Here is a 17354-nt window from a genome sequence, read left to right as displayed (position 1 = left end):
CTGGGCGGACACAGGCCCGCGCAGTCGGGCAGAGCGGAGCGAGGAGGTGGCGGATGGCGCGGCGTACCACGCTTCTCGTCGTGGGCGAACTCCTGGCCTGGTGGGCCGGACTCGCCCTGCTGTGGCTGGTGCTCGTCTCGTCGGTCGACGCCTTGGAGCGGATCGTCGGCGCGAGCGCCGCCGCCGTGGGGGCCTTGGCGGCCCGGGCCGGGCGGCGGGCGGTGACCTGGTGGTGAACGGCTGGATCCTCGCGGCGACGGTCGAGCTGGGCGGGGCAGGGGCAGCCGCCCTGTGGGGGGTGGCCACCGGCCCGCTGCCCCGCCGGGTCATGGCCCAGAACCTGGCCACCTCCGCGGTCTGCCCGGCCCTGCTGCTGCTCGCCCAGGGCTACGGCCGCCCCTCCTACGTCGACCTCGCCCTGCTCATGGCCCTGCTGGGCCCGGTCGGGACCCTCGTCTTCGCCCGACTGCTCGCCGACGACCTGGCGGCCGAGCCGCCGCGCGCCTGGGCACTGACCTGGGCGGCCGTCGGCCTGGCCACGACGGTCGTGGTGGCGGTGTGCGTGGCCACCGGCCCGAGCCGGGCGATGGTGAAACTGCTGCTGATCGGCGTCCTGTTGATCGGCGGCAACGTCATCGCGTCGCGGGCCCTGGCGGGCGGCTTCCGGGCGGTGGGCGGTGCCTGACGCCGGAGCCGTGCGGGGTGGGAGCGAGGTGCGGCATGGCTGATGCCGTGATCGTCGTGGCCCTGCTGCTCGTGGCCGCCTCCGCCACCGCCGCCGTGGCCCAGCGCGAACCGGCCCGGCAGGCCTTGGTGCTGTCCGTGCTCGGGGTCGTCCTGGCCGTCCTGTTCACCGTGCTCCAGGCACCGGACGTCGGCCTGTCGCAACTGGCCGTGGGCTCCGCGCTCACCCCGCTGCTCATCATGCTGTCGGTACGCAAGGTCAGACGGCAGGCCCGGACGAAGGACCGCGCGCGGTGAGCCGGCGGCTGCGGCTGTGGCTGCTCGCTGTCGGCGGCGCGGGGGTGGCCGCCCTGCTCGTCGCCGCCTGCCTGGACCTGCCCGCCTTCGGCGGCCGGTGGCACCCGTACGGCGAGCGGGCCGTCCGCGCCTCCCTCGCCCGGCACACCGCCAACACCATCGCCTCCGTCAACTTCGACCAGCGCGCCTACGACACCCTCGGCGAGACGAGCATCCTGTTCGCCGCCGTGCTGGGCTGCTTGGTGCTCCTGCGCGAGGCCCGCGACGAGCACCGGGCGCAGCCGCAACCCGCCGAAGTGGCCCTGCCCGTCCGCCGCTACGCCCTGATCGTGCTGCCCGTCGCCCTCCTGACCGGTCTCTACGTCATCGCCCACGGCCAGCTCAGCCCCGGCGGCGGCTTCCAGGGCGGGGTCGTCGCCGCGACCGCCCTGCACCTGCTGTACCTCGGTGCCGACTACCACGCCCTGGAACGCGTCCGCCCCCTCGGCGTGTTCGCCGTCTGCGACGCGCTCGCCGTCTCCGCCTACGCCGTCCTCGGCCTCGCCGGCCTCCTCGCGGGCACCGCGTTCCTGGCCAACACACTGCTGCCGTACGGCACCTCCAACACACTGTCCTCCGGCGGCACCGTCCCCCTGCTGAACGCGGCCGTCGGCATGGAGGTCACCAGTGCGGTCGTCCTCCTGCTCGCGAGTTTCCTGGACCAGGCCGTCGATATCGAGGAGGAACACGGGAGTTGAGTACGCCGTGATGCATGTCCTTCCCTACCTGATCGCCGCCTACGTCTTCCTGACCGGCTGCTACGGCCTCGCCACCAGCCGCAACCTGATCCACACCGTGGGCTGCCTGGCCGTGTGCCAGTCGTCCACGTACGTCCTGCTGCTGGCCGTCGGCTACCGCGACGGGGCGACCGCGCCGGTCTTCTCCGACCTCGCACCGGGGTCCCGGCCGGTCGTCGACCCGGTCGTGCAGGCCCTCACCCTCACCGACATCGTCGTCGGCGCCACTGTCACCGCGCTGCTGCTCGCCCTGGTCCTGCAGGTCGCCAAGCGGCACGGCACCCTCGACCCGGACGAGCTGAGGGAGTTGCGCGGCTGATGCACCACCTGCTCCCGCTGCTCTTCGCGGTGCCGCTGCTCGGGGCCGCCCTGCTGGTGGCCACGGGCCGCCGGCTGTCCAGGGTCGTGGCCGAGACCACCGGGTGTGCCGTTTCCGGCGCCACGGCCGCCCTCGCGCTCGTGCTGCTCCTCAACTCCTCACCCCCGTTGGTGGAATGGGTCGGCGGCTGGCAACCCGTCGACGGGGAGAGCGTCGGCATCGTGCTGGTCGGGGACGGTCCGGCGCTGGCCATGGCCGCGCTCGTCTCGCTGCTGACCCTGTCCGCCCTCGCGTACTCCTGGCGCTACTTCGACGAGCCGCCGCGCGGCCACGCCGGCTCGTACCCCGCGCTGATGCTGGTCTTCCAGGGGGCGATGTGCGGCTTCGCGCTCGCGGGCGACCTGTTCAACGCGTTCGTGTTCTTCGAGCTGATGAGCGTCGCCGCCTATGCGCTGACCGGCTACCGGATCGACGAGGCGAAGGCCGTGCAGGGCGCGCTGACCTTCGGGGTCGTCAACTCCCTCGGTGCGTACGCGATGCTGTCGGGCATCGGCCTGCTGTACGCCCGCACCGGCGAACTGGCCATGACGAAGATCGGGCGCGGCCTGGACGGCGCGGCCGCGCAGGGCGGGCCGGACGCCCTCGTCCTCGCCGCCTTCGTGCTGGTCATGACCGGACTGCTGGTGAAGGCGGCCGCCGTGCCGTTCCACTTCTGGCTCCCCGACGCGCACGCGGTCGCCCCCACCCCGGTGTGCATGCTGCTGTCCGGCGTCATGGTCGAACTCGGCGCCTACGGCATCTGGCGCGTCTACGGCACCGTCTTCGCCGGACCCGGCGGCGTCCCCGCGGCCGACCTGACCCGGGCCCTGGTGACCCTGGGCGTCCTCACCGCCGCGATCGGCGCCGTCATGTGCTGGTACCAACGGCACATCAAGCGGCTGCTCGCCTACTCCACGGTCGCGCACACCGGCCTGTTCCTCGTCGGCCTCGGCGTGCTCACCCCCGAGGGCGACGACGGGATCGCCCTGTACCTCCTCGGGCACGCCGGAGTCAAGGCGGCGCTGTTCGCCTGCACCGGCGCTCTCCTGGACCGGTTCGGCAGCGTGGACGAGCACGCGCTGCACGGCAGGGCGCGCGGGATGCGCGCGTTCGGGGTGATGTTCGCGATCGGCGGGCTCGCGCTGGCAGGCCTGCCGCCCTTCGGGACGGGTCTCGGCAAGGCGATCACCGAGGAGGCGGCCGGCGGCCCGCTCACCCTGGTGTACCTGCTCGCCTCCGCGGTGACCGCGGGCGCCGTCCTGCGGGTGACCGCCCGGGTGTTCCTGGGGCTCGGGCCGCGCCCGGAGGACGCCGCGTACGAGACCAGTGGGTCAGAGGAGCGGCCTGAGACCGGCAGGAGACTCAGCCGCATCCCCGACTCCATGACCGCGGTGCCCGCCGTGCTGCTCGCCGGCGCCTTCGCCGTCGGCGTGGCCCCCGGCCTCGCGGCAGTGGTGGCCCGCTCGGTCAACGAGGCCGGGTCGGGCGGCGCGCATGCCTCCGTCCACTGGACGCCGCACGGCATCCTGCTGGGCCTGGTCTCCACCCTGCTCGCCGTGGGCCTCGCCGCCCTCGCCGTGACCCACCCGCGCCGGCTGGCCACCCCGGACTGGGCGCTGCCCCTGCGCCGCCTGCAGTCGGGCCACATCGGCGACTACGTGGCCTGGCTGCTGGTCGGCGCCACCGCGCTGGGCGTGCTGACCCTGCCGGGCGTGCTGGGCGGCTGATCGGCGGGAGCGGATCAGGATCCGTACAGGACGCGCACCTCCGTGAAGCCGAGAGAGCGCAGCAGGCCCTGCAGCATGCCGGTGGTGTTGGTCTCGGCCCGCGCCGTCAACCCGCTGCTGCGCGCGGCATCGCCGATGTGCAGCACCGCCAGCCTCTGCACCGCCTGCTCGCTGTTGGGGTTGTCCGAGAACAGGTCGCCGAGCCGGTCGAACAGACCGCGCTGCTTGGACACGGCGTAGGAGTGGTCGGGGTCCAGGGCCGGCCTGCCGAGCCGGGCGTGCGGCAGCCGGAGCGTGGCCGAGGTGCGGTCGTCGTTCACCGACACGTCCTTCTCGCCGACCCGGCCGAGGTCGACGTACGCCTCCACGGTGCCCGCGCCGACGTACAGGGTGCGGCTGCCGTGGAGAGCGTCGGGCAGGTACTTGGCGTTCTTCTCCAGGTCCACGACGACCTGGAACGTGCCGGAGGCGGCGTCGTAACGGCTCATGTCCCGAATGGACTTGAGGAGTGCGGGGCCGGAACGGTCGTGCGACTCGGTGCCGAACAGGTCTTTGACGCTCGGGAGCACGGCCAGCCTGATCCCCGCGAACAGCACGGCGAGTACCAGCACGAACGCCGTGAGCGCCTGTGCCCAGCCTGGCATGCGTCGGGGGAGCCGCGTTTCGGAAGTCGTCATGTCGACAGTCCTCCTTCCTCCTCACTGGATTCCCACCACATACGGTTCCAGACCGCTGCGTTGACGGAATGGCACCGAATGACGTGCGTGCCGGGCCGACTCGCGTCGCCAGTAGCATGATCGACGCAGCCCGTGCTGATCATGCGAGGAGCGGATCGTGCGAGACATCGCCGTCTTCAGTGGCAGTGCCCATCCCGAACTGGCTCAGGAGGTCTGCGCCCACCTGGGCGTGCCGCTCAGCCCGACCCGGGTCAGCCGCTTCGCCAACGACTGTCTGGAGGTGCAGCTTCAGGCCAACTGCCGGGAACGGGACGTCTTCCTGATCCAGCCGCTGGTCAGACCCGTCCAGGAGCACCTGGTGGAGCTGCTGCTGATGTGCGACGCGGCCCGGGGTGCCTCGGCCGGCCGGATCACCGTCGTCATGCCCCACTACTCCTACGCCCGCTCCGACAAGAAGGACGCGCCCCGCATCTCGCTCGGCGGACGGCTGGTCGCCGACCTGCTGGTGGCGGCGGGCGCCGGCCGGGTCCTCGCCATGACCCTGCACGCACCGCAGGTGCACGGCTTCTTCTCGGTGCCGGTGGACCATCTGCACGCACTGCGCGAACTGGCCGCGCACTTTCGGCAGTACGACCTCTCGCGCACCACGGTCGTCTCCCCGGACCTCGGCAACGCCAAGGAGGCCGCCGCCTTCGCCCGGCTGATCGGCGCGCAGGTGGCGGCCGGGGCCAAGCAGCGGTTCGCCGACGACCGGGTGAGCATCAGCGCCGTGATCGGGGACGTGGCCGACCGGGACGTCATCGTCCTGGACGACGAGATCGCCAAGGGCAGCACCGTCATCGAACTCCTCGAGAGGCTACGCGAGTTGGGTCCGCGCTCGATCCGGGTGGCCTGTACGCACGGTCTGTTCGCGGCCGGTGCGCTCAAGCGGCTGAGCGAGCAGCCCGACGTGCTGGAGATCGTGTGCACCAACACCGTCCCCGTACCTCTGGACGAGCACACCGGCAAGCTGCGCGTGCTGTCCATCGGCCCCGCCCTCGCCGAGGCCGTACGCCGCATTCACAACGGTGAGTCCGTGAGCGCCCTCTTCGAGGAGCCGCGAGGCGCCTAGCCGGGAAGCGGCCGTCGTCACAGCGAGCCGGAGGCGGCCTCGGGTCGTTCCAGAGCCGCCTCCAGTGTCGCCTGCGGCGGCAGCAGCCGGGACAGCCCGGTGACCCGGAAGACGCGCAGGATCAGCGGGTGGGTGCACACCAGCTGCAGCCGCCCGCCCCGCTCCAGCACCCGGCTGCGGGCCCGGTAGAGCAGGCGCAAACCCGAGCAGTCGAAGAACTCCACGGACCGCAGGTCGATCACGATCCGGACCCCGGGCCGGTCGGTGATCCGGTCCAGGGCGGGAGCGATCTCCGTCGCCGCCGCGATGTCGATCTCGCCGCGGAACTCCAGCACCGTGTGCCCGCGGTCCTCGCGTATGCGCAGATGCCGAGTGAACGGCGTGGGCCCCTCCTGCACGACGGCATCACCTCCCACGCGCGCCTGGAAACCGTCTCTCGACCGTCAAGTTACCCTCGATAGAAGGAATTTGAGCATGTTCGATTGACATATGTCTTCGAGTTTGTCGCCGCGTGTCCTTCCGTGATGTGGACGGCAGGGTTCCAGGGCGGCGGGGACAGCGCGTGCCATGCCGTCGCCGGATGGTCCGGCAGGCTCGCCGGGCTCCGAACGTTCCGGCCCGTCCCCGCGTCGGAGGAGCGTAACGACAGTCCAGTCGACAGGGGCGGGCATGCGCAGGGGACTTGTGGCCGTGGCGGTACTCGCAGCCGTGACGGCGGTGGGGTGCGACGACGGCACCGGAGTGCGGGTGGTGGTCGACGGCACCCCACCGGCGACCCCCTACAGCGGTCCGCTCCACGTTGGCACCAGGGCAGTGGACGACGGCAGCCCCCGGTCCCTCCGCCTGGCCTCCGGAGCCGCGGGCCGGGCGCTGGAGTGCGACGGGGAGATCTTCGACGGTGGCGGCCCCGACGGGTGGTCCGCGTCGGACGGCGGACGCACACCCGAGGAGGGTCTGAAGCTCTACTTCGACATGTTCCAGCCGGTCCAGCCCGACCACGGCTACCGGGTGGAGCGCAAGGAGGCGGACCGCGTGCTGTACTCCTTCGACGTCAAGGGGCGCACCAAAGTGGCCGTCGTGGTGGCCGAGGACCAGAAGAACCGGCCCGGTTGGGGCCCGGAGACGAACGCCTCCTGCGATCCGGCCGAACTCCCGGCGAAGTTCGCGGCCGCCCAGGGCTGGGAGGTCTGGACGGACCGCAGCGGCCGGCGGGTGCCGGTGAGCCGGCTCAGCGGTTCGGGCGGCCCGGAACACTGCGACTGGCAGTCGGCGCACTTCCTCGACCTGGACGGCCGCCAGTACGCCCGCGACCCCGAGGGGGTCCTTCGCCGTGCCGGCCTGCTCACGGCGTCGTACCGCGAGCAAGTGAGCATGCCTGCGGGCGCTCGTGACACCGGGTACCACCACCGCGACCGGCGCCTGTGGCTCACCGACGACAAGGACACGGCCTACGTCCGTACCTCCGGCGGAGTGGAGGCCTGGCCGCGGACGAGGAACGGTACCGCCTGCAAGTGACCCGTCACCGGCTCCGGTGGAGCGCGACCAGCAACTGCCAGACCTGGTCCGCGACTTCCTCCGGCCCGGCCGTCAACAGCCCGTGCAGCCAGTCCGCGAGGACCCCCGCGAAGGTCGCCGCGACCGCGGAGGCGACCAGCGGGGCGTCCGCCGCACCCGCCAGCTCGCGCTCGGCGAGGCTGCGGGCCCGCAGATCCCGGTGCAGCACCCGGCCGAGCGGCCCGCCGCCGCCCGGCGCGAGCAACGACCGGTACAGGGCCGCGTGCGGGGCGAGGCCCGCGAAGAACTCCCGTAGGGCGGGCGGTGAGTTGACCGGGTCGGGCCGCCCCCGCCAGGCGTGCAGCGCGTCCACCGCCTGCCGTACTACGTCCGCGCACGTGTCGACCGCCAGCGCCTCCAGCCCGTCGTAGTGGACGTAGAACGTGGCCCGGCCCACCCCGGCCCGGCGCACCAGCGCGGCCACCCCCACCTCCTCCAGCGGGCGCTCGGCGCACTCCGCGAGCAGGGCCGCGCGCAGCCGGGCGCGGGTGCGCGCGGCCCGCGGGTCCTCCTGGGGCGCCGGGGTCATCGCGCGACGAGCACGGCAGCCAGGGCCAGCGCGCCGGGCAGCGCCTGGGCGAACAGGATGCGGCGGTTGGCCGTGACGGCGCCGAACACGCCCGCCACCACGACACACGACAGAAAGAAGACCTGCACCCGGAACCCGGTCGGATCGTCGGCGATCAGCCCCCACACCAGGCCCGCGGCCAGAAAGCCGTTGTAGAGGCCCTGGTTGGCGGCCAGCGGCGCGGTCGCCCGGGCCATGTCCGGATCGAACCCGTGCAGCCCGCGCCCCGGTTTCTTCTGCCACAGGAACATTTCCAGCACCAGGATGTACGCGTGCAGCGCGGCCACCAGGCCGACCAGCACGTTCGCCACGATCTCCATGACCGGCGGCCCCCTCATCTACTTGGACAGGTGTCCAGGATAGCCGGACACCTGTCCAAGAAGTCACTCGGGGGTCCACACCCCGGCCGCGGCACCCCTGCGCAGCTCCCGGGCCCGTAACGCCAGCTGGATCTCGAAGCGGGCCGCGGGGTCGTGCAGCAGCTCACCGAACAACTCGTCGAGCTGCCGCATCCGGTAGCGGACCGTCTGCGGGTGCACCGCCAGACGCACGGCCACCTCCGCGACCCCGCGGCCGGACTGCAGCCAGCCCAGCAGGGTCTCCGCGAGCCGCTCCCGCTGCGGCGGGCGCACCTGCTCCAGCGGACGCAGCCACCGCTCGGCCATCGCGTCCAGCAGCGCGTCGTCGCGCAGGAGCAGCAGCGTGGACAGGTGGTCCTGGCAGCGCACCACACCGCCGGCCGGATCCGTGCCGGAGAGCACACCGCGCCGTACGAGGTCCAGCGCCTCGGTGGCCCAGCGCAGCGAGCGCGCACCCTCGTGCAGCGCCACCGTGGGCCCCATCGCCGCGCGCAGCCCCTGCAGCGCCCCGGCCACCGCCCGCGCCCGGCCCGGCCCCTCCGGGTCGGGCACCACCAGCAGCGCGGGCTGGACGTCGAACCGGGTGAGGAACTCCGGCGGCACGATCGGCCCCGCCCCGGGGCCGGGGTCCACGGCCACCACCGCCACCGCCCGCGGCATCGTCCAGCGCGCGGCGTGCGCGAGATCGTTGATCGCCCCGGCCGAGGCCGGGGGATCCGCGGTCAGCAGATCGGCCAACCGGGCCCGCCGCTGCTGGAGTTCACCGGCCGCGTGCAGCCGGGCCTCGGTGTAGGCCGCGGTCGCCGCGGCCGCCATCTCGTCCAGGTGCAGGAACAGTGCCTCGCCGAAGGCACCCAGCACATTGCGGGGCAGCAGCCCGCCGTCCACCAGGGCGTTGACCCGGCGCCAGGTCACCCGGGCGCCGAGCCGCAGCGCCGACTGGAACGAGTCGAGGCTGCGGCCCTCCTCGGCCTCCCCGCGGCCGATGCGCTCGTACGTCTCCCGCACCGGCTCCCAGTCGGTGTCCGGCTGGGCCATCCGCTCCAGCAGTCCGCGTAGCGCGTGGTCCACACCCCGGTTCACGGCCTGCATGTACGTGTCGTCCATCGGGCGCGCGTACTCGGGGATCCCGGTCCCGATCGCGCGGACCACCTCCTCGGTGATCTCGGGGACATACGGTCTGAGGCGGTCCGGCAGGCCCGGGGGCAACGCCTTGAAGGGGCCGCCCGTGTCCATGCCCGCCGCCGCGGCTCTCTTCGGCACTCTGGTGACGATACCCGCGGGTAACTCCCGCGGGCTCATCACTCAGGGACAGTTGTCCGTGCGGTGCTTGAGCGCCGGTGACAAACGGAGCACCTCACGCACCGGACGTGTACACCCGTTCGCCTTCCACGTAGGTGAGCGCCACGCTCGTCTCCGCGATCGCCTCCGGCGGCCCGGCGAGCGGATCCCGGTCCAGCACCACCAGGTCGGCGAGTGCCCCGACGGCCACCCGGCCGGTGTCGTCCAGATGGTTCACGTACGCCGACCCGGCCGTGTACGCCGTGAGCGCGTCCGCAAGGCTGATCCGCTCGTCCGGCAGGAACACCGGCCCGGTGCCGTCCGGTTCCACGCGGTTGACCGCGACATGGATGCCCTGGAGCGGATCGGGACTGCTCACCGGCCAGTCACTGCCCGCCGCCAGCCGCGCCCCGGAGCGCAGCAGGGCCCCGAACGGGTACTGCCACGCGGCCCGTTCGGGCCCGAGGAACGGGATGGTGAGCTCGTCCATCTGCGGTTCGTGCGCGGCCCACAACGGCTGGATGTTGGCGGTGGCGCCGAGCCGGGCGAAGCGCGGCACGTCGTCCGGGTGCACCACCTGCAAGTGCGCCAGGTGCGGCCGGGTGTCGCTCGGCCCGTTGGCGGCGCGCGCCGCCTCGACGGCGTCCAGCGCGTCCCGTACGGCCCGGTCGCCCAGCGCGTGGAAGTGGCACTGGAAGCCGAGCGCGTCCAGCTCGGTCACGTACCTCGGCAGTCGGGCCGGATCGATGAAGCTCTTGCCGCGGTTGGCGGTCGCGCAGCCGCACCGGTCCAGGTAGGGGTCGAGCAGCGCGGCCGTGTGGTTCTCGGCGACCCCGTCCAGCATCAGCTTCACGGTGCCCGCGCGGAACCGGCCGTGGCTCGACGCGGCCCGCTTCTCGACGAGTTCGGGGATCTGCTCGCCCCCGCGCTCCCGGTCCCACCACAGGGCGCCGGTAACCCGGGCCGTCAGCGAGCCGTCCCGGGCCGCCGTCAGATAGGCCCCGGCCGGATCGTCCATGCCGAGGAAGTCCCCGACCAGCGCGTCCTGCCAGGCGGTGATGCCGAGCGCGTGCAGATGCCGCTGGGCGTGCAGCAGTGCGGCCAGCCGGTCCGCCGCGGTGGCGGGCGGGGTCAGCCGGCCGACCAGCTGCATCGCACCCTCCTGCAGCGTGCCGCTCGGCTCGCCCGAGGCGTCCCGCTCGATCCGTCCGTCGGCCGGGTCGGGGGTGTTCCTGTCGATGCCGGCCAGCTCCAGCGCGCGGCTGTTCACCCAGGCGCCGTGGTGGTCCCGGTTGGGCAGGTACACCGGCCGGTCCGGGACGGCGGCGTCCAGCAGCTCCTTCGTCGGCGTACCGCCCTCGAACGCCTCCATCGACCAGCCGCCCCCGAGGATCCACTCCCGCTCGGGGTGGGCCGCGGCGTACGCGCGCACGGCGGCCACGGTGTCCTCGGCGGTCGTCCTGCCGCTCAGGTCGCACTGGGACAGTTCGAGGCCGGCCGGCACGGGGTGGACGTGCGCGTCCTGGAAGCCCGGCAGCAGCAGCCGCCCGGCCAGGTCGACCACCTCCGTGCGCGGCCCGGCCAGCTCGCGCACCTCGTCGTGCCCGACGGCGGTGATGCGGCCCCCGGTGACCGCCACGGCGGTTGCGGTGCGGCCGTCCGGAGTGAGGACGGGGCCGCCGGTGAAGAGCAGATCAGCGTGCATGATGCCTTTCCTGGTAGGTCAGTTGGCGGTGGTCAGAAGCCGCTGGGAGTCGGCGTCGGTACCGACGCCGGTACGGAAGTACGGTGATCGGCGCACCCACTTCGCCCACGCGGCGACGACGAACCCGGACGCGATCATCAGCAGCGGCATGAGCAGCAGGAACCAGCCGTTGTCCGCACTGACCTCGAAGTGGTCGGCGGAGGTGTAGAAGGACCAGCCGAGGTAGCCGCCGAGACCCAGCAGGGCGAGGGCGCTCAGCGTGGGCAGCACCACCGCCCGTACCCCCTGGCGCCAGTCCTCGCGCAGCAGGGACCGGAAGCGCGCGGCGGCGGCGAGCGCGGTGAGCGCGTAGGACAGGGCGACGACGATGCCGACGGCGTTCACCGTCGCGTTGATCATGTCGGACAGGCGCGGGATCACCAGCGCGAGCACCGCGACCGCCGTGGCCAGGGCCCCGATCAGCAGCGTGCCGACCGCCGGCGTCCCGTACCGGGGGCTGACCTTGGACCACACCGGTCCGAGGGTACGGTCCCGGCTCATCGCGAACATGCCGCGGGCCGTGGGGATGACCCCGGCCTGCAGCGAGGCCACCGCCGAGAACATGAGCGCCACCAGGGGCAGTGCGGCCAGCGGCTGAGCGGCCAGCCGGTCACCGAAGTACGCCAGGCCCTGTGCTCCGTGTCCGGCCAACTCGCCTTCGGACAGCACCCGTTGGAAGGCGATCGAGCCGAGCAGGAAGAGCCCGAGCATGGTCACCAGGGTGATGGTCCCGGCCCTGGAGGCGTCCCGGGGGTCGCGTACCTCCTCGTTGACGGTGAACGCGGCGTCGAAGCCCCAGTAGCAGAACACCGACAGCAGCAGACCCTGCGCCAGTCCGGTCGCCGAGGGGATCTCGAACGGGTTGAACCAGGACAGCCGGAAGGGGTGCGGGCCGGCCACGATGCCGTATCCGCAGAAGCCCAGCAGCACGGTGTACTCGAAGACCAGCAGCCAGGTCTGCAGCCGGGCCGCGGTGCGGACGCCGGTCACGGCGGTGACGGTCACCACGACGAGGACCAGGATGCCCACCGCCGTGGTCTGCGCGGTCGAGTCCGGGTCCAGGGCGAGCGAGCCGATCCGGTGCAGGCCCGCGTCCCCGGCCAGCTGCAGCATCGCGGAACCGGTGACCGCCGTGGTGTACGCGAGGAACGCCACGCTCGCCACGAAGTTCACCCAGCCCACCATGAAGCCGAGCCAGGGGCTGAGGCTGCGGCCCACCCACACGTAGCCGTTGCCCGCGTTGGGCTCCACCCGGTTCAGCCGGGAGTAGGCACCGGCGATGCCGAGGATCGGCACGAAGGCCAGCAGCATGATGGCCGGCAGATGCAGGCCGACCACACCGGCCGTCACGCCGAGGCCGATGCCGATGCTGGTGGTCGCGGCCGTACTGGAGGCGGCGACGGCGACGCCGTCCAGCACGCTCAGGGACTTGCGCAGCTCGGGCTGCGCGGGTGGATCCACACCGAAGGGGGTCTCGCTCATCGCCGGTTCTCCGCTCGCACCGGGGGGCCTGGTCGGCCCCGGTGACCGCAGATGAAACCGCCCGTGGACTTCACAGGTCAACGGTGTTGTCATAAGGTGCCGGGCACACACCAGGGAGGGCTCCCATGACCGACCGTGTCGTCCCGGCCGCCGGCCGGCAGCGCAGGCGCCCCACCAAACAGGGCGTCGTGCTCTCCGCCGATCTGATCGTCGAGACCGCGCTCCGGCTGATCGAGGAGCACGGCGCCGACGCCCTCTCCGTCCGGCGCCTCGGGCGCGCCCTGGGCGCCGACCCCAGCTCCCTGTACCGGTACTTCCGGCACACCGACGACCTGATGCTCGCCATCGCCGACGAGCTGATCGGCCGTACCCTGCGGGTCTGGCGGCCCACCGGCGACTGGCGCGCAGACCTGCGCGACCTCGGCCTGCGCATGCACGCGGGCGCCCTCGCCCACCCCCGGGCGGCGATGCTCAGCGCCCACCGGGTGACCGGCCGGGTGCACGAGATCCAGGCGGTCGAGAGCATGATCGGCGTGCTGCGCCGGGCCGGGTTCCCGGATCCGGAGGCGGTACGGATCTACCACGCCTTCGTCGACCAGGCCCTCGCCTTCGGCGCCCTGGACTCCGCCGTCACCGCCCTGCCCCGGGCCGCCCAGCAGGCGGAGGCCGAGGTGTGGCAGGACACCTACGCCCGGCTGCCGGCCGACACCCACCCGAACATCGCGGCCACCGCCCGCCACCTCGTCGCCTCCATGCGGACCAGTTCCTACCCGGCCGCACTGGAGCTGCTGCTGACGGCGGCACAGACACGCCTTGATCACTTCCGTGCGCAGACGGAAGGCTGACGGTCACACTGGACGCCGTTCACACGTCATACGAGCACAAGCCCGTCCCGAGGAGGCCGTACGACATGACCCCGCCGCCCGCCCGCACCGCGGAACAGCGCAAGAAGGACACTCTCCACCGGCTGGAGCACGACGAGGACGCCTGGGTCGCCACGGCGGGCGAGGACGGCGGCGCGCCCTATCTGGTCCCGCTGTCGTTCGTCTGGGACGGCGCCACACTGCTGATCGCCACCCCGGCCGCGAGCCCCACCGGCCGAAACCTCGTGGCCACCGGCAAGGCCAGGATCGGCATCGGACCGACCCGGGACGTCGTCATCATCGAGGGCGTCGTCCGGGCCGTGACCCCCGAGGACCTGCCCGAGGAGGACGCCGAGATCTTCGCCGGCAAGACCGGCTTCGACCCGCGCCGACTCACCACCCGCTACCTGTACTTCAACGTCCTCCCGCAGCGTGTCCAGGCCTGGCGCGAGGAGAACGAGCTGCAGGGGCGGGAGCTGATGCGCGAGGGAGTGTGGCTGGTCGCCGACTGAAACCGGCGTCCGGGGACATCCGCAGGGGAGAGGACAGCCCCTGGGAGGAAACATGACAATGGTCAAGGCGTGCGTCGTGGTGCTCGACTGCGCGGAGCCCGAGCGGCTCGCCGCCTTCTACCTGGAGTTGCTGGAGGGTGTCCAGACGGACGCCTCCGCCAACCTGGTGGAGATCCGCGGTGCCGACGGAGTCCGGCTCGCCTTCCGGCGTGACGTCAACGCGACGCCGCCCAGCTGGCCGCGCCCGGAGAACTCCCTCCAGGCCCACCTGGACTTCCTGGTGGAGGATCTGGACGAGGTCGAGCGCCGTATCGTCGGACTCGGTGGCCGGCCGGTCGACACGGGGGACCCGGCGGGGCCGCACGAGACACGCGGCTACGCCGACCCCGCCGGCCACTCCTTCACCCTGCGTCTGGTCCGGCCCACGGCACCCAAGCAGGGCTGAGCGCGCCGTGCGGCCCCGGCTCAGTCCCGGCCGCCCTTGTCGGTGACCGGCCACGCACCCGTCGACCGCTCGATGGCCTTGGCGCCGCCGCGGTCGACGGCGCTGCGCACCACCGCGAAGATGGCGCCCTGGACCGCCGCCGCGAGCAGGATCTCGCCCCAGCCGCGGTCCTGGTCCAGTGCGTCGGGGGCGTCCTCCTCATGGCGGATCGCCATCCACGCCTTGCGGAAGGCGATCCCCGCAAGCGCCCCGCCCGCCCAGCTGAGCACGAAGCCGAGCGGCTGGTAGACGAGCGGGAGTTTCTTCTTCTTGTTCTTCGTCATGGTGCTGGTGACTCCTTCCTCGCGGCCCTCATGCGGGGCGTCCTCGTGGCGCCACCCGTTCACCCGGGGGCACCGGGCCCGGCGGCGTCCCGTCCCCGAACGGCCGGCCGCCGAGCCGCTCCCGGTGGTGCGGGGTCAGCCAGCCGGCCAGATCCGGGCCGAGCGGCACGATGCCGGTGGGATTGATGCCGGTGTGCACCTGGTAGTAGTGCCGCTTGATGTGGTCGAAGTCGACGGTGTCGCCGAAGCCCGGTGTCTGGAAGAGGTCCCGGGCGTATGCCCACAGCACCGGGTTCTCCGCCAGCTTCCAGCGGTTGCACTTGAAGTGGCCGTGGTAGACGGCGTCGAATCGGACCAGTGTGGTGAACAGCCGGATGTCCGCCTCCGTGATGGTGTCGCCGACCAGGTAGCGCTGCCCGGCCAGCCGCGCGGCAAGCAGTTCCAGCCGCCGGAAGAGCGCCGCGCACGCCTCCTCGTACTGCGCCTGGTGGGTGGCGAATCCGGCGCGGTAGACGCCGTTGTTCACGTCCTCGTACACCTCCGCCATCACCTCGTCGATCTCCTCGCGCAGGCCGGCCGGGTACAGGTCCGGTGCGCCCGCGCGGTGCAGGGCCGTCCACTCGGTGGCCAGGTCCAGGGTGATGCGCTGGAAGTCGTTGGTGACCAGTTGCCCGCTGGGCACGTCCACGACGGAGGGCACGCTCACCCCGCCCGGAGCGTCCGTCTCCCGCCTGTCGTAGGCCTCGCTGAGCAACCGGATGCCGAGCACCGGGTCGCGGCCGCCGGGGTCCAGGGTGAAGCGCCAGCTGCGGTCGTCCTGGATCGGGTCGGCGACGGCCATCGACAGCACGTCCTCCAGCCCCAGCAGCCGCCGCGATATCACCGCCCGGCCGGCCCATGGACAGGCACGGGAGACCACCAGGCGGTACCGTCCCGCTTCCACCGGCCATCCGTCCCTGCCGTCGGAGGTGATCCGGTCCGTGAAGTGGCTCTTGGACCGGGTGAACGTCCTGTGGCCGTACGACCTGTTGCCGTCGCCACGCATGTCTCCTCCTCGCTGCGTCGGCTCCTCCTCGTCAGACGCGTTCCCCGTCTCGTCAGACGCGTTCCCCGTTTTCGTCCGCCGGCACGGTGTGATCCGCCCGGACAGGGGCGCGGCTGCGCGACGCGGCGCTGAGATGGTGATCGGCCAGGTCACGCGGGATGTTGCCGTCTCGTCGCGATCGGCGCTGCCGGCGTCCGACGGCCTCTCGCCGACACGCACAGAAGGGCCCCGCCGCGACGGGGGAACGCGGCGGGGCCCTGACGCACGACTGCCCGGCCGGAAGCCGGTTCATGCCTCCCGGACACAGATTTTTCTGGAACGGGCCGTTTCCCGGCCTGAATCAGCTCCCGCCGAACCGCTCCAGGACGAACACCGGGATCTCCCGCGAGGTCTTCTTCTGGTAGTCGGCGTAGGGCGGGTACGCGGCCACGGCCCGCTCCCACCACTCGGCCTTCTCCGCGCCGGTGACCTCACGGGCCCTCATGTCCTGCCTGGTCGCACCGTCCTGCAGCTCCACATGGGGGTCGGCCTTCACGTTGAAGTACCAGACGGGGTGCTTGGGCGCGCCGCCGAGGGAGGCGACCGCGGCGTAGCGTCCCTCGTGCTCCACCCGCATCAGCGGCGTCTTGCGGATCTTTCCGCTCCTGCCGCCCCGGGTGGTCAGGATGATCACCGGCATCCCGGTGTCCATCAGCGTCGTGCCCTTCGTCCCGCCCGAACTCTCGTAGAGCTCGACCTGCTCGCGCACCCACTGCGTCGGGCTGGGTTCGTACTCGCCCTCAAGCGGCATGGCAACCGTCTCCTCGGTCGGTCCAACGACTCACTGCGACCGGCTACAACACCCGCGGCCGCCCGGATCATCCGTACCGCAGGCCGATTCGCCCGGGCGGGTGATTACCCCGCGGGTCATCGCGCCGCCCCGGACGGCTGGGGCACAGTGATCCCGGGTGATCACCACGCGCCCGCCGCGGCCGGCCCGGAGAAGAGAAGACGAGAAGACGAGAAAGGGGCTCGGCGCTCATGCTTCCCACCTGCACCACCCCGACCCGCTCCGTCGTGGAGGAACTGCTCCGCCGGATCGGCCGGGGCGACCCCGAGCGGATCGGCGAGCTGTACGCGGAGCACAGCGACTGGAAGCTGAGCTGGCCGGAGGAGGAGCACGGCCGCGCCGACACCCCGTGGATCCGGCACCGCTCCACCCGTGCCGACGCCGTCGCCCACTACCGCGAGCTGGCCGCCCACCACATCCCGGAGAAGGCGGACACCCGGATCGAGCGCATCCTGGTCGACGGCGACGACGCGGTCGTCCTCGGCGCCATCCGGCAGACGGCCGAACCGACCGGCCGCTCCTACACCGCCCGGTTCGCCCCGCACCTCACCGTCCGGGACGGCCTGGTCGTGCGCCACCATGTCTACGAGGACAGCCTCGCCGTCGCCCGTGCCTTCGGTGCCGGCCCCTAGGTCCTGTCGTCAAATTCCCGTCGTCGCCCGAAGGGCGGCCTCGCGGCGTCTGGTGCGTGCTCTCGGCGTGCCGGGCGGAAGTCCTCG

At 72.5% G+C, this 17354-nt stretch carries 22 protein-coding genes; 12 read left to right on the top strand and 10 right to left on the bottom strand.

Annotated features, from left to right (window positions below; all coding sequences use genetic code 11):
* Window positions 1–53: 53 nt before the first annotated feature.
* From FB157_RS06480 to FB157_RS06455, 6 genes are read left to right on the top strand one after another with little or no spacing between them, the layout of a single operon-like run.
* Window positions 54–236, top strand: a complete 183-nt coding sequence (locus FB157_RS06480) for a hypothetical protein (protein WP_145876895.1) — start codon at window positions 54–56, stop codon at window positions 234–236.
* Window positions 233–685, top strand: a complete 453-nt coding sequence (locus FB157_RS06475; RefSeq protein ID WP_145876893.1) for an MrpF/PhaF family protein — start codon at window positions 233–235, stop codon at window positions 683–685. The genes FB157_RS06480 and FB157_RS06475 overlap by 4 nt, the downstream gene beginning before the upstream one ends.
* Window positions 686–720: 35 nt before the next feature.
* Entirely contained in the window at window positions 721–981 is a 261-nt protein-coding gene (locus FB157_RS06470) for a hydrogenase subunit MbhD domain-containing protein (RefSeq protein ID WP_145876892.1), read from the top strand.
* Window positions 978–1718: an MnhB domain-containing protein gene (locus FB157_RS06465; protein WP_145876890.1), complete on the top strand. Its 741-nt coding sequence runs from the start codon at window positions 978–980 to the stop codon at window positions 1716–1718. The genes FB157_RS06470 and FB157_RS06465 overlap by 4 nt, the downstream gene beginning before the upstream one ends.
* 10 nt (window positions 1719–1728) lie before the next feature.
* Complete coding sequence (locus tag FB157_RS06460; RefSeq protein WP_145877853.1) at window positions 1729–2076, top strand: sodium:proton antiporter; 348 nt, start codon at window positions 1729–1731, stop codon at window positions 2074–2076.
* Window positions 2076–3842, top strand: a complete 1767-nt coding sequence (locus FB157_RS06455; RefSeq protein WP_145876888.1) for a complex I subunit 5 family protein — start codon at window positions 2076–2078, stop codon at window positions 3840–3842. The genes FB157_RS06460 and FB157_RS06455 overlap by 1 nt, the downstream gene beginning before the upstream one ends.
* 14 nt (window positions 3843–3856) lie before the next feature.
* Here FB157_RS06455 and FB157_RS06450 read toward each other — a convergent pair whose 3' ends face one another.
* Window positions 3857–4519, bottom strand: coding sequence for a DUF4230 domain-containing protein (locus FB157_RS06450; protein ID WP_145876886.1), 663 nt, complete (start codon window positions 4517–4519; stop codon window positions 3857–3859).
* A gap of 157 nt (window positions 4520–4676) precedes the next feature.
* Between FB157_RS06450 and FB157_RS06445 the strand changes: the two genes are divergently transcribed.
* Complete coding sequence (locus FB157_RS06445; RefSeq protein ID WP_145876884.1) at window positions 4677–5630, top strand: ribose-phosphate pyrophosphokinase; 954 nt, start codon at window positions 4677–4679, stop codon at window positions 5628–5630.
* Window positions 5631–5647: 17 nt separating this feature from the next.
* Here FB157_RS06445 and FB157_RS06440 read toward each other — a convergent pair whose 3' ends face one another.
* Window positions 5648–6028 carry an anti-sigma factor antagonist gene (locus FB157_RS06440; RefSeq protein ID WP_145876882.1) on the bottom strand — a complete coding sequence of 127 codons (381 nt, stop codon included), beginning with the start codon at window positions 6026–6028 and terminating at the stop codon, window positions 5648–5650.
* 271 nt (window positions 6029–6299) lie between these two features.
* Here FB157_RS06440 and FB157_RS06435 point away from each other — a divergent pair, with 271 nt between their 5' ends.
* Window positions 6300–7145 (top strand): hypothetical protein, encoded by an 846-nt coding sequence (locus FB157_RS06435; protein WP_145876880.1) that lies wholly within the window; start codon window positions 6300–6302, stop codon window positions 7143–7145.
* Between the two features lie 4 nt (window positions 7146–7149).
* On the opposite strand, the gene FB157_RS06430 is transcribed toward FB157_RS06435, so the two are convergent.
* The 5 genes from FB157_RS06430 to FB157_RS06410 all read right to left on the bottom strand — a co-directional run bounded on the left by FB157_RS06430 (window position 7150) and on the right by FB157_RS06410 (window position 12618).
* Entirely contained in the window at window positions 7150–7713 is a 564-nt protein-coding gene (locus tag FB157_RS06430; RefSeq protein ID WP_145876878.1) for a TetR/AcrR family transcriptional regulator, read from the bottom strand.
* The gene (locus FB157_RS06425; RefSeq protein ID WP_145876877.1) at window positions 7710–8072 is read right to left on the bottom strand and encodes a DUF1304 domain-containing protein; all 363 of its coding nucleotides are present in this window, start codon (window positions 8070–8072) and stop codon (window positions 7710–7712) included. The genes FB157_RS06430 and FB157_RS06425 overlap by 4 nt, the downstream gene beginning before the upstream one ends.
* A gap of 63 nt (window positions 8073–8135) precedes the next feature.
* Window positions 8136–9374, bottom strand: a complete 1239-nt coding sequence (locus FB157_RS06420; RefSeq protein ID WP_261386190.1) for a helix-turn-helix domain-containing protein — start codon at window positions 9372–9374, stop codon at window positions 8136–8138.
* Window positions 9375–9468: 94 nt separating this feature from the next.
* A complete protein-coding gene (locus tag FB157_RS06415) occupies window positions 9469–11097 on the bottom strand; it encodes an amidohydrolase (RefSeq protein ID WP_145876875.1) in 1629 nt (542 codons plus the stop codon).
* Between the two features lie 18 nt (window positions 11098–11115).
* Complete coding sequence (locus tag FB157_RS06410) at window positions 11116–12618, bottom strand: APC family permease (protein WP_145876873.1); 1503 nt, start codon at window positions 12616–12618, stop codon at window positions 11116–11118.
* A gap of 125 nt (window positions 12619–12743) precedes the next feature.
* Here FB157_RS06410 and FB157_RS06405 point away from each other — a divergent pair, with 125 nt between their 5' ends.
* The 3 genes from FB157_RS06405 (at window position 12744) to FB157_RS06395 (ending at window position 14438) form a co-directional block, all read left to right on the top strand.
* Window positions 12744–13463 carry a TetR/AcrR family transcriptional regulator gene (locus FB157_RS06405; RefSeq protein ID WP_145876871.1) on the top strand — a complete coding sequence of 240 codons (720 nt, stop codon included), beginning with the start codon at window positions 12744–12746 and terminating at the stop codon, window positions 13461–13463.
* A gap of 65 nt (window positions 13464–13528) precedes the next feature.
* Entirely contained in the window at window positions 13529–13993 is a 465-nt protein-coding gene (locus tag FB157_RS06400; protein WP_145876869.1) for a pyridoxamine 5'-phosphate oxidase family protein, read from the top strand.
* 52 nt (window positions 13994–14045) lie between these two features.
* Window positions 14046–14438, top strand: a complete 393-nt coding sequence (locus FB157_RS06395) for a VOC family protein (RefSeq protein ID WP_145876867.1) — start codon at window positions 14046–14048, stop codon at window positions 14436–14438.
* 20 nt (window positions 14439–14458) lie between these two features.
* Here the strand turns inward: FB157_RS06395 and FB157_RS06390 are convergent, their stop codons facing one another.
* The 3 genes from FB157_RS06390 to FB157_RS06380 form a co-directional block, all read right to left on the bottom strand.
* Window positions 14459–14761 (bottom strand): DUF4235 domain-containing protein, encoded by a 303-nt coding sequence (locus FB157_RS06390; RefSeq protein ID WP_145876865.1) that lies wholly within the window; start codon window positions 14759–14761, stop codon window positions 14459–14461.
* 28 nt (window positions 14762–14789) lie between these two features.
* Window positions 14790–15806, bottom strand: coding sequence for a glutathione S-transferase family protein (locus tag FB157_RS06385; RefSeq protein ID WP_145876863.1), 1017 nt, complete (start codon window positions 15804–15806; stop codon window positions 14790–14792).
* A gap of 340 nt (window positions 15807–16146) precedes the next feature.
* Window positions 16147–16596, bottom strand: coding sequence for a nitroreductase family deazaflavin-dependent oxidoreductase (locus FB157_RS06380; protein WP_145876860.1), 450 nt, complete (start codon window positions 16594–16596; stop codon window positions 16147–16149).
* 230 nt (window positions 16597–16826) lie between these two features.
* Between FB157_RS06380 and FB157_RS06375 the strand changes: the two genes are divergently transcribed.
* The gene (locus tag FB157_RS06375; protein WP_145876857.1) at window positions 16827–17267 is read left to right on the top strand and encodes a nuclear transport factor 2 family protein; all 441 of its coding nucleotides are present in this window, start codon (window positions 16827–16829) and stop codon (window positions 17265–17267) included.
* The last annotated feature ends 87 nt before the right edge of the window (window positions 17268–17354 follow it).

The sequence above is a fragment of the Streptomyces sp. BK340 genome, assembly GCF_007827595.1.
Classification (GTDB): domain Bacteria; phylum Actinomycetota; class Actinomycetes; order Streptomycetales; family Streptomycetaceae; genus Streptomyces.
This window is presented reverse-complemented; position numbering and strand designations above follow the sequence as displayed.

Bases quoted from the DNA above. Each gene is read 5' to 3' on its own strand.
- FB157_RS06470 (WP_145876892.1), top strand. From the start codon at position 721: ATGGCTGATGCCGTGATCGTCGTGGCCCTGCTGCTCGTGGCCGCCTCC.
- FB157_RS06410 (WP_145876873.1), bottom strand. From the start codon at position 12,618: ATGAGCGAGACCCCCTTCGGTGTGGATCCACCCGCGCAGCCCGAGCTG.
- FB157_RS06455 (WP_145876888.1), top strand. From the start codon at position 2,076: ATGCACCACCTGCTCCCGCTGCTCTTCGCGGTGCCGCTGCTCGGGGCC.
- FB157_RS06375 (WP_145876857.1), top strand. From the start codon at position 16,827: ATGCTTCCCACCTGCACCACCCCGACCCGCTCCGTCGTGGAGGAACTG.
- FB157_RS06400 (WP_145876869.1), top strand. From the start codon at position 13,529: ATGACCCCGCCGCCCGCCCGCACCGCGGAACAGCGCAAGAAGGACACT.
- FB157_RS06385 (WP_145876863.1), bottom strand. From the start codon at position 15,806: ATGCGTGGCGACGGCAACAGGTCGTACGGCCACAGGACGTTCACCCGG.
- FB157_RS06425 (WP_145876877.1), bottom strand. From the start codon at position 8,072: ATGGAGATCGTGGCGAACGTGCTGGTCGGCCTGGTGGCCGCGCTGCAC.
- FB157_RS06405 (WP_145876871.1), top strand. From the start codon at position 12,744: ATGACCGACCGTGTCGTCCCGGCCGCCGGCCGGCAGCGCAGGCGCCCC.
- FB157_RS06430 (WP_145876878.1), bottom strand. From the start codon at position 7,713: ATGACCCCGGCGCCCCAGGAGGACCCGCGGGCCGCGCGCACCCGCGCC.
- FB157_RS06460 (WP_145877853.1), top strand. From the start codon at position 1,729: ATGCATGTCCTTCCCTACCTGATCGCCGCCTACGTCTTCCTGACCGGC.
- FB157_RS06435 (WP_145876880.1), top strand. From the start codon at position 6,300: ATGCGCAGGGGACTTGTGGCCGTGGCGGTACTCGCAGCCGTGACGGCG.
- FB157_RS06395 (WP_145876867.1), top strand. From the start codon at position 14,046: ATGACAATGGTCAAGGCGTGCGTCGTGGTGCTCGACTGCGCGGAGCCC.
- FB157_RS06415 (WP_145876875.1), bottom strand. From the start codon at position 11,097: ATGCACGCTGATCTGCTCTTCACCGGCGGCCCCGTCCTCACTCCGGAC.
- FB157_RS06480 (WP_145876895.1), top strand. From the start codon at position 54: ATGGCGCGGCGTACCACGCTTCTCGTCGTGGGCGAACTCCTGGCCTGG.
- FB157_RS06380 (WP_145876860.1), bottom strand. From the start codon at position 16,596: ATGCCGCTTGAGGGCGAGTACGAACCCAGCCCGACGCAGTGGGTGCGC.
- FB157_RS06450 (WP_145876886.1), bottom strand. From the start codon at position 4,519: ATGACGACTTCCGAAACGCGGCTCCCCCGACGCATGCCAGGCTGGGCA.
- FB157_RS06390 (WP_145876865.1), bottom strand. From the start codon at position 14,761: ATGACGAAGAACAAGAAGAAGAAACTCCCGCTCGTCTACCAGCCGCTC.